Raw genomic sequence first — 8,908 nt, 5'->3', positions numbered from 1 at the left:
TGCGTTAATTGCGCCTCGGTTAAGGCATTGATTTGATAGCGGAAATACAGCCCAGCACGCCGCACGCCTTGCGAGTAAGCTTCGATTGTTTTAGGACGAAAACCAGCGAGCCGGAGTCGCTGTAGATGGGTCTGATAATGCAATTCAAAGTCTGTAGGCCAGTCGTGATTCATGATCAATTCTCCTCAAAATAGCGCCTCCACCATTGAAGGCTTGAGATAGAATTGTAATTTTGAATTTCGGAGTTGGTATGCTTTGTTTTCTCCGCGTAGCGGCTTCGTCCAACAGGGCAGTCGGCGGGGAGTCGCCAATAAAGATACCTCAATTTTTCAAATTATCGGTGGCGGCGATCCCGGCACTTCAGCGTTAAATGCTTGTATGTTGAGAACTGAATACTCCATCGCTATTGAGCCCAAAGGCCGTCCTCACATGCAGTGCGCCAAGTGCCGCATGTCCGTCGTGTGGCCTGATGGTCTTACGACTGAGAGAAAGTCCGAGTTCGCAGCGGTCGTCCGTGAAGACTCTGTGGAAGGAATTCGCTTTGCAGAGGTGCACTTCGGACTCGATCCAAGAGAAGCAAAGGTACTCGTGCTTCATATTTCTCTCAATATGGGTGAGTGTCATAAATGCGGGAAGCGTGTGCCTCCCGGTGAGTCTGTTTGCGCCTGCCGGTCTGTCAATCTTGATTGGTAACGCATTTAACATGTTGCTCGGCACGGACACGCAACCAACCACTGCCGCTTCGCGGCAATGGTTGTGCACGAGGCAGCGCCAACTTTAGCCATCAGGAATTGCACATGTCACCAAAAGAAATTCTAGAAGATATCCAATCCAAGATTCTATTCGGAACTAGCTTGAAAGATGCATTAACGATTTTCGTTCATCACTTTGCAGCCACTAGTGTGGATGGGTGCACAAAGGAAAATGAAGATGACAGGCTCTTGTTTGAATGGGGTGGACCTTATAGTTGGAATTCGAACTTCTCCATTGACTTGACCAGACAGTTTTCGCATACTGATGAAGATGGCGAATATTCTGGTATGGAGCAATTGCATATGCGTTGTAATTTTGATGCAAACGAAATAGCAATCGCTCCAAATAATGCTTGGTACGAAGGGATTGGGGTTCAATCATTCTTGCAGATGATGCTAAATTCGATTCCCGTCACAGCCGCATCCATCATCAACATGAAATCAATTGAGTTTGAGCTTCATGATGTTTGAAATGGCAAACAAAACAGTCGATAGTGACGCGGTGAATGTGAAAGGCATAACATGAAGTTGGTATCGAACGCGCGAATTAGCGCTTTTTCCTGTTTTATTAATTCGTGCGCGCGCCGTACAATTACGCGTTAGGGTCCATGAAAGCAATCCTGTTCGCCACCATTGCTGCAATCGCTGTTCAGCCGATTGTTTTTGTCGTTTTGTTCATACTACCTCTATTGATCCAAGGTGCTGACATTCCGACAAAGGAACTCCTGAGTACACCGTTATTTGCCGCTCTATTCTCCGTTCCATTTGTTGTCGTGATCGGCATTCCCTCGTTGCTACTTCTTCGGCACATCAATCGCCTATCTTGGCTATCTCTTGGTGCCGTTGGCTTCATCTTTGCAGCTCTTCCAATTGCCATATATGGCTGGTCTGAGTACCCAGGCTCCTCATCCGCCGGCAGTTGGTATGGCACACATGTGGGCTTCGTTGTTGACGGCCAAAAGACCTTCTACGGTTGGCTTAGCTACGCACAGAGCATCCTGTTTTGTGCGCTCCATGGCTTAGCTGGTGCGCAAGTGTTCTTCTTTGTCTGGCGCACCTGGCTAAGCCCTAACGAATCGCTGCACCTGACGCCGCTTCGCGGCTCGGCTGAGCTCAATCGTTAGCCATCATGAAAAATAATGTCGTCGCTATCGGCGAGAATGGGTTTTTTCAACTGTCCGAAGAACTGAGAAATAAAGTTCGCGGAAGTGCATTGGGATTTCATAAATCGTGGTGGAAAGATGTGCAGTTTTTCAATCGAGATGGATACAAATATGTGGTTGAGAACGTAAATCCGGAGCAACAATTAGGATCTTTTTCGAAATTGCTTTCTCAAACAATATACAACCCAACGTTATTATTCGAATACAGCTATTCAAATGTTGGGAAATATGAAGTGTCAGATCTTCAAGCAGCAATCAAAAAAAGTATGGAGAGCGATGAAGATATTTTCACCCAATATGTTGAAAAAGAAGAGATACTGCAGCTTTTAACAACGTCGAGTGACTTTGACTCGATTGTGACGATTTTGGAGCGCTGCTGCGAGGTCGATAATAATGGCTAACAAGATGGTCGATCGGACTGGCCGCGATACGGTTCAGTGTTTTACAAATTGGTGGACGGCCATCCGCTTATTTCAGCGTTGATTTAGGAGTCGAAAAGTTCATGTTCAAGCGAGACCCAAACAAGCAAGCTCAGCCAGTCAGCCCTGGCGTGTGGATTGCCGTTGGCGTAGCCATAGGCTGTGGCCTTGGTGTGGCCGTCGGCAACCTGTCCGTTGGAGTTGGATTAGGCATTGCGGTTGGTGGCATCGTTGCGTTGATGTCGCGTCGCCGTCGTGCCCCCCAAACTCCTAACTATCAATCGAGCTTTAGAAACTAAATGGAAAAATCCGCGCCTTGGCTAGTGCTAGTTGCATCTATCGGTTGCATTCTTGCGACCTCTGCTACTTTGTTTCAATACATTCAAGCCGATCGAGCCGGTCAGCCTGGTGGCTATCTGCCCATGATGCTTGGCGCAGTATTTGTCGGCTTGATAGTGGCAGGGTGCAATTATTTTGCCAAGCTGCAGCCTCAGCGCTCTGGTTTCTCAGCCCTTCTTTTAGGTGTGCTCGCGTCAATTGTTTTCCTTGGCGTTCTTTTCGTTACACTCATTTGGAGTTTTGGCAGCTAATGTTGGGGTTTAGCTCGACTGTCGACGGGGAGTCGCCCCGGCACATCTGCGTTAGATGTCATAAATGCGACTCGTCGCCGCTTCACTATTGCTACTAGTTGTAGCGAGAGTCAAGATTGCCAATAGACTCAGCACCACATTCTTTTTTCAAATTAAGCCTTCAAAAAATTAACACCAACACTGAACTTTTTGACGCTAGAGTCAGATAAAAAACGGACACCGTATTATTTGCTGATGTCCGTCTTTCGTTTTTCTAGAGCTGCTTCAACTGACTTTCAACTCACTCCGAACTAGCTCCCACACTCACATTGCTATATGGCGTTTTCGCTTTCAACATGATGTAGTACCAAGCATTCGCTATTGCCTGTTTTGGCAGATGCGCCGTCGTAGACTGTGGTGCTTGGGTAAGCGTCTTTCTTGACGTAGATGTCGACATCGCCGCTACCGCCGCCGGTGAAGATGTTCAGGTTTTTCGCGCCTGGCGATACCATGACGTAGACATAACTCCCGGTGGCAGATGATAGGTTTTTCAAGCAGCAGTTATTTCCCAAATACTAAGGATAAGCTGTGCCGCAATTTGGTAAGGCACATAGTTTGTTGTTCCGGCGTAGGCGCACTGTTGTCCGGAATAATTTTCTTGACAGTCTTATTTTGTCGCTCCCTTCTCCCGCAAGCGGCTAGTTGGAAATGCGGGGTCGGGGAGTCAAAGTATGCTTTGACGGGCGTTCAGATTCGGATGACATTTTTCGACGCACACATATTTAAATTTCTCCCCTTTTTTTGCCATTCAAACACTTTGCTGTCGCTGTACCACCCTCACCCTAGCCCTCTCCCGCTCGCGGGAGAGGGAATATTTACGCTCACCACCTATCCGTCTTTTTCGAGTCCATTCAAACAAGCTTGTCGCGCAACTCAAGCACCATCAGCGTTTCCCGAATATCCCAAATGTTATTCCGGACAGCAGTGCGCGTAGGCGGGAATGACAGTTCATCTTGCAGGGCTTAACTGAACCCCATTCGGGACTCGGCTGCCATTTTTTTGAAGTGGCTTGATCAATAAACAGAGATATTTGAGTTTCTTTAAACTGCACTTTTTATCGATTTGTTGATACCTGATTTTTAGACAGTATAAGCAATTACAGCCAAGCTCCATGCGGGTTGTAAGGGACTTGAAAGAAATTGTCTTTTATTACGAGCCAAGTTAATATGCATTTCTGTCAAATTAAATTAAAGTTAGCCATTGAGAATGAAAAGACCTAAACCCTTCTATGGAATTCCCTTTTCAGATGTGAATTGGAATGATGACGACAGGCCTTTAATTATTGTCGACGGCACCAAGTTTTCTAAGACATCGCTTTCTAAAGAAACAAGTGGTGAGTTCGCGTACGGCGTAGGACTAAAGGATGCTGACATTGAGAAAGTCGGGAAGTATTTAAAAGTTTCAGCCCTTTCGCTATATGATGTTCGCGCAACCTCATTGGCGCCTCTTGAAAAGATGGAATCGCTTACAAAACTAAGCATTGAATGGGCGAGAAAGTTAGAGGACCTAAGTTTCCTGAATGGCTGCAAAAGAATGGAAGCTCTCATTTTGTCTGACCTAGGTAAGATTAACTCAATTGAACCAGTATCAAGCATGAACATTTTGAGGCATCTAGAAGTCTCAGGTGGAATTGAATCTGTAGCGAAATTTCAAACCTTGAAACCCATCTCCTCGTGTAAAAGCCTTTCTACTTTGTGCTTAAGCAATATTAGAGTTTCAGATGACGATTTGCAGTTTGTTTCTGAGCTCCCTAATTTGAAAGAGTTAGATGTTTCGAATCAGTGGCCAACTGAGCAATACGCACTACTTTCAAAGAAGCTTTTTGGCGTTGAATGTAGTCATTTGAAACCATGGATAAAGCTGGAGTGCCCTATTGGAAATAAAGATATTATGGTCGTCGGGCGTGGCAAGCCCTTTTTGAATTCGGCAGACGACAGTGTGAGAATTCGTAGCTACGAGGAAAAGTTCTGGAGTCTTATGAATGGCTAACATGACGGTCGGCAGGGAATCGCCGCGAACCATTTCAATGTTTTCTTATTTATCGGTGGCGGCGACCCCGGCACCTAAACGTTAGCTGGCACAAAAGAGATGGTGCTCCTGCGAAGACTTTACGACTGGTGGTTGGTTCGGCGCACCAAGCCATATGAGCAGATGCTTGCCGTTGAATTCGATGATGTGGAGGTTCGAGTGCGCGTGCTTGATCGCCTCGATCCGGAATGGAATCAATCATTCCGTTGGGCCGACGTTGTGCGCATCTGCTTTAAGGATGAAGGGCTCTATTCTTCGGATGTAATCCAGGTCGAACTCAAGGGTTGCGAGACGCGGGTCGTAGTACTGTTCGAAGCCAAGGGTGGAAGCGAGTTCTTCGGGGCACTCACCGAGCGTGGGCTCTTTCCGGAAGAAATCTGGCGCAAGGCAATCGGTGAAACCGGTGGCGTTGCTCACTGCTGGCCACCGCAAAATGCCAGCTAACCAGTCGCTTGAGCTGACTCGCGTCGACAAGCCGCTGCGCGTTACTCAGCTTCAAGCTTAAATATCTATTTCCTTATGACTAGCGACCGTTTTGCTGGAATGAATGTCAATGAACGTCTCTTTGAATGTGGCTTGATGCTTGATTTCGATCTTGCGGCAAAGATTCGGAATAAGGAAAAAAGTAATTGAAATATTATTGAAAGTAGATTTGACTGGAGACCAAGCCACGCAGACTGCTGAAGATATATTGTCTGACCCAACACGGTATGGGTACTGAGACAGCCAAAGGACTCAGCACCACATTGTTTTTCAAACTAAGCCTTCAAAAAAATTACACCAATACTGAATTTTTTGCCGCTAGAGCCAGATAAAAAAACGGACACCGCATTATTCGCTGATGTCCGCCTTTCATTTTTCTAGAGTTGCTTCAACTTGCTTTCAACTCACTCCCAACTAGCTCCCACACTCACGTTGCTAAACGGCGTTTTCGCTTTCAACATAATGTAGTACCAAGCATTCGCTGTTGGTGTTGCGAAGGTGACGCTTTCGCTGTTGCCTGCTTTGGCGGATGCCCCGTCGTAGACTGTGGTGCTTGGGTAAGCGTCTTTCTTGACGTAGATATCGACATCGCCGCTACCGCCGCCGGTGAAGATTTTCAGGTTCTTCGCGCCTGGCGGTACCATCACGTAGACATAACTCTCGGTGGCAGATGATACGTTTTTCAAGGAGCAGTTATTCCCCAAATAGTAAGGATAAGGTGTGCTGCAATTCGGTAAGGCAGTGACTGGGTCGATAGGCAATGGTGGTGTGCCTGCGGTTGTTGCTGCTTGTACCCAGGCTGCAAATTCGCTGTCATAACGGGTGCCTATATTGTTCATATAAGTCTGATAGCCATCGTAATCGCCCACACGGAATTTGGCTAACACTGCGTCGACGTCAGCACGATGTCTTTCGTTCATAAAACGCACCGCCATATAGCCCCATGGATAAGCGCGATTTGCATAGTCGCTCATGTAGTAGGTATTGCCCAGGATAGTGCTGAGTGGGTAAGTGCCAGCTTTGGCGATATCGATGGCGCGTTGGTTATTGTTTTTGTAGGACAGATATTCGGCTACACCTTCTATCCACCATACGGTTGGTTTAGAGATTGCTGCACCAAAATCACCATACATATCGAAACGACCGTCGAGGAAATGGATGTATTCATGTTCCAGATTCCAGACTGAAAATGATGGGCGTAACCAGGATGCTTCGTGCGCAATGAAACGTGCTTGATTATTTACGTCGGCCGGATTGCCTTCCAAGTACATGCCGCCATTATTTGTGCCTATACCAAAAATGATGCCTGCATATTTGTTGTAGTTGGTGTAGTCGTCAAACACCACCAATTCTAAAGACCTGTTATTGTCATTCGCAACCGGCGTGCGGTTGGTTGGCAGCATGGTATGGAAGTAGGTTTCTTCTGCCGCTAATAGGTCGCAAGAATTTTGCAATTCGGCGGCACTCATATCTTGTGCACGAATTCTGATTGTTGGGCTGCACGTGTAATTATTCTTCAAAACTGCATTGGCCAGTGTGGTTTCAAAATTGCAGGTACCGTATTCGCTGCAATTGGCATTGTCATAGTACTTTACCGCTGAGGCTGCACCTAGCCACAAATCACTGTCGGCACCGGTCATGGTGCTATTCGCCAATTGGTATTGCACCATAGGCTTGATCGCTGGTTTCAAATTGCTGTACTGCATAAAGCGGAAGGCTTCGTTTTCAGCATCTTTCAATTGATAGCTATAGTAGGTATTGAGCAGGGCTGCTTTGTTATTCACAATAAAGCCGTTCAATGCGTTGGCATAACTAATGTCTTGTAAGACTGCTGCTGCATCAGTTCTAAAATGCGCGTAGTACATCACGATCAAGGCACCAGTAAAGCCGTCGGTCGCGGTGTAATTGAGTAAGGCATTGACGGCATTGGGATTACTCGCCGTGTTAGTAAAGCGCGTGAATACGTTCTTGATGCTAGGCAGATAGTAAGCTTCGTCACGGATATTAGTGATTAACTTCATTACCTCGATTGCGGTGGAGGATGCGACAGGATTGTTTTGATAGAGAGCACTGCCATTCACCAGAGCGGAGATGGCTGGGCGTAAACTGGTTTTGGTGCTGACCGGTGCTTGCGCTGCGCTCATCGTGTCACTGAGGTAATAGCCTGCGCGTAAATACAAAGTCAGATTGACCAAGGCCATATTGTTTGCGCTGTAGCTATTCGCTTCTTGTGCAAATCGATTCGCAACGGCGGTGTAATTTGCGTTGCTGTAGATGTTTGCAGCCTGAGAAGTAGTCAATTGAAAGAGCGGATAAGTGCATTCAAAATCGGGCAAGCTCACCAGATAGTCGGCCAGTGCGGTGCCACTGTAGCTCGCCATAGTTGACATATTGGTGCAGTCTGGCGTGGTGGCACTTGCTAAGGATCGTAGATCAGGATTAGCTTTTGTGCTGGTCGATTTTGAATTCGCTAAGCGCAGATCTTTCTTGCTCGGTGCCAGGCCAAATTTCACTTGTTCTGCGCTTGGCGGCAGGGCTAAACGCTGCTGAGGCATAGGTGCATGTTTGAGCTTTTTGCTCTCATGACCATGTTCTGTGACGGGGTTAATAGCTTGCCCGACACTTTTGTTTGCGGCTGTACTGGTATTACTCAAACTACATATGCAAGCACCGACGATACTCGCCATGAGCATGGTCTTTATCTGATAACTCATTGTGATCTCCAAGATAGGTATTTTTATAGACTTGAACCAATACGGGCAGTGTTGATTCAAGAGTGCTACTTTAAGCAAGCGTCAAAGTACCGGGTCTGGCGAGCCAGATGTCTGGATCGATCCGGTGATGAACGATTGCCTGGAGCATCTTATTAATATATTTATGAAATATCTAATAATGAAATCGAATAGCTTGTTGGAAGGAAATTTATCTTGAAGTTTTGTTTGTTTAATTTATAAAACCTGCTAAATTAGAAATTAAATACTAACTCACTGTCATTTTTTGGCATTTAATTTCTCATGCTGTGGTGGTTTTGTGTCAATTCATCCTCTGCTCTCAAAAATGAGCTATCTCAAATTTGTGCAATATTTCATCAAAGAAAAACTCTGGCGATGGACTTCCATTTGAAATAAGAGTCTTTTTACAATTTTTTATCAAATGCAAATTGATAATCAGTGCCGTGTTTTATTTTCACCACAATCATTTTGTGTTGCATACCAAGACGCCTACAGAGTGCCAGCGACCAGCTATTCCAAATTGAAATAGTTGCCACCGTTTTATTCATAAATATATTTAGCTCCACTCGTTTAAGCTTTTTTCCGTGGAGTGTCATTGCACGGATGTCTGTGCAAATTCGTTTCGAAAAATCTCTTTTTTGTAAGTGGTATTACTGCTATGCAAAATATAGACAGATGGATGTCAGCCCGCCTGACCGATAC

9 protein-coding genes are annotated in these 8,908 nt (G+C 46.0%); 7 read left to right on the top strand and 2 right to left on the bottom strand.

What is annotated here, in order from left to right:
- Positions 1–797: 797 nt before the first annotated feature.
- The 5 genes from AC1RR2_RS20260 to AC1RR2_RS20240 all read left to right on the top strand — a co-directional run bounded on the left by AC1RR2_RS20260 (position 798) and on the right by AC1RR2_RS20240 (position 2,924).
- On the top strand, positions 798–1,223 hold the full coding sequence (locus AC1RR2_RS20260) for a hypothetical protein (protein ID WP_493224096.1): 426 nt from the start codon (positions 798–800) through the stop codon (positions 1,221–1,223).
- 137 nt (positions 1,224–1,360) lie between these two features.
- On the top strand, positions 1,361–1,876 hold the full coding sequence (locus tag AC1RR2_RS20255; RefSeq protein WP_493224095.1) for a hypothetical protein: 516 nt from the start codon (positions 1,361–1,363) through the stop codon (positions 1,874–1,876).
- 5 nt (positions 1,877–1,881) lie between these two features.
- The gene (locus AC1RR2_RS20250) at positions 1,882–2,316 is read left to right on the top strand and encodes a hypothetical protein (protein ID WP_493224094.1); all 435 of its coding nucleotides are present in this window, start codon (positions 1,882–1,884) and stop codon (positions 2,314–2,316) included.
- Between the two features lie 101 nt (positions 2,317–2,417).
- Entirely contained in the window at positions 2,418–2,633 is a 216-nt protein-coding gene (locus AC1RR2_RS20245; RefSeq protein ID WP_493224093.1) for a glycine zipper domain-containing protein, read from the top strand.
- A complete protein-coding gene (locus AC1RR2_RS20240) occupies positions 2,634–2,924 on the top strand; it encodes a hypothetical protein (RefSeq protein WP_493224092.1) in 291 nt (96 codons plus the stop codon).
- A 311-nt stretch (positions 2,925–3,235) separates the two neighbouring features.
- On the opposite strand, the gene AC1RR2_RS20235 is transcribed toward AC1RR2_RS20240, so the two are convergent.
- Positions 3,236–3,457, bottom strand: a complete 222-nt coding sequence (locus AC1RR2_RS20235) for a PPC domain-containing protein (protein WP_493224091.1) — start codon at positions 3,455–3,457, stop codon at positions 3,236–3,238.
- A gap of 712 nt (positions 3,458–4,169) precedes the next feature.
- On the opposite strand from AC1RR2_RS20235, the gene AC1RR2_RS20230 reads away from it, so the two are divergent.
- Together AC1RR2_RS20230 and AC1RR2_RS20225 are read left to right on the top strand one after the other, a co-directional pair.
- Positions 4,170–4,952 carry a hypothetical protein gene (locus tag AC1RR2_RS20230; protein WP_493224090.1) on the top strand — a complete coding sequence of 261 codons (783 nt, stop codon included), beginning with the start codon at positions 4,170–4,172 and terminating at the stop codon, positions 4,950–4,952.
- 99 nt (positions 4,953–5,051) lie between these two features.
- Positions 5,052–5,435 (top strand): hypothetical protein, encoded by a 384-nt coding sequence (locus tag AC1RR2_RS20225; protein WP_493224089.1) that lies wholly within the window; start codon positions 5,052–5,054, stop codon positions 5,433–5,435.
- A 443-nt stretch (positions 5,436–5,878) separates the two neighbouring features.
- Here the strand turns inward: AC1RR2_RS20225 and AC1RR2_RS20220 are convergent, their stop codons facing one another.
- Complete coding sequence (locus AC1RR2_RS20220) at positions 5,879–8,188, bottom strand: M9 family metallopeptidase (RefSeq protein WP_493224088.1); 2,310 nt, start codon at positions 8,186–8,188, stop codon at positions 5,879–5,881.
- Positions 8,189–8,908: the final 720 nt, after the last annotated feature.

The organism is Undibacterium sp. GW821-FHT11H02, from assembly GCF_058808015.1.
Note: the sequence above shows the minus strand (reverse complement) of the source record. Positions and strands in the feature narration are given on the sequence as shown.